A 550-nucleotide genomic window follows, 5' to 3' on the forward strand; every position below is an offset into this window, starting at 1 on the left:
TAAATCAAAAAGGCAGCCGCACAAGCGGCTGCCTTTATCATGTATTTTTTACTTTCTGACGGCAGAAATCAGTTTCATTTGTTCAGGCGACAGCTTAATTCGATAGCCTCTCACAGTTAAGTAGACCGCTTCTGGGTCCTTCTCGCCGGAATGACAATACGTTTTTTCCATTTCTGTCTCCCCTCACCCTTTATTGGCTTTATTTCATCTTATCATTGCTTTATTAAGGTAATTTTAAAGAAATGTAAAGATCATATGAATCCGATATATAGTAAAATGAGAGAAAAAAAGGGAGAGAGTCACATTAAGACACGCAGCAACATCCCGCTTATTATGTTTGCCCTGCTGGTCTTCTTCGGCGGCGCCATCTATTGGATGTTATTTTCACTAAAAAGCGTTCCGAAAGGCAATCTCGTCCAATCGGTTGAATCGCCGGACGGCAGCTATACGTTAAACACTTATGTATCCGAAAACACCTTGAGCTTAGATGCAGCCAGAGGTGAACTTGTAAATGAAAAAACACTTGTCAAGAGAACAATCTACTGGAATT

2 protein-coding genes are annotated in these 550 nt (G+C 40.5%); one reads left to right on the forward strand and one right to left on the reverse strand.

Translation table 11 applies throughout. The annotated features are described in order from the left end of the window. Positions 1–48: 48 nt before the first annotated feature. Positions 49–171: a hypothetical protein gene (locus ACWHAR_RS30930; RefSeq protein ID WP_003229707.1), complete on the reverse strand. Its 123-nt coding sequence runs from the start codon at positions 169–171 to the stop codon at positions 49–51. Between the two features lie 105 nt (positions 172–276). Here ACWHAR_RS30930 and ACWHAR_RS30935 point away from each other — a divergent pair. Next, a partial coding sequence (locus ACWHAR_RS30935; protein ID WP_452088913.1) for a DUF5412 family protein occupies positions 277–550 on the forward strand: 274 nt, incomplete at its 3' end.

Source organism: Bacillus sp. LR--39 (assembly GCF_053613335.1).

Coding starts and splice junctions, on each gene's coding strand:
- ACWHAR_RS30930 (WP_003229707.1), bottom strand. CDS start 171: ATGGAAAAAACGTATTGTCATTCCGGCGAGAAGGACCCAGAAGCGGTC.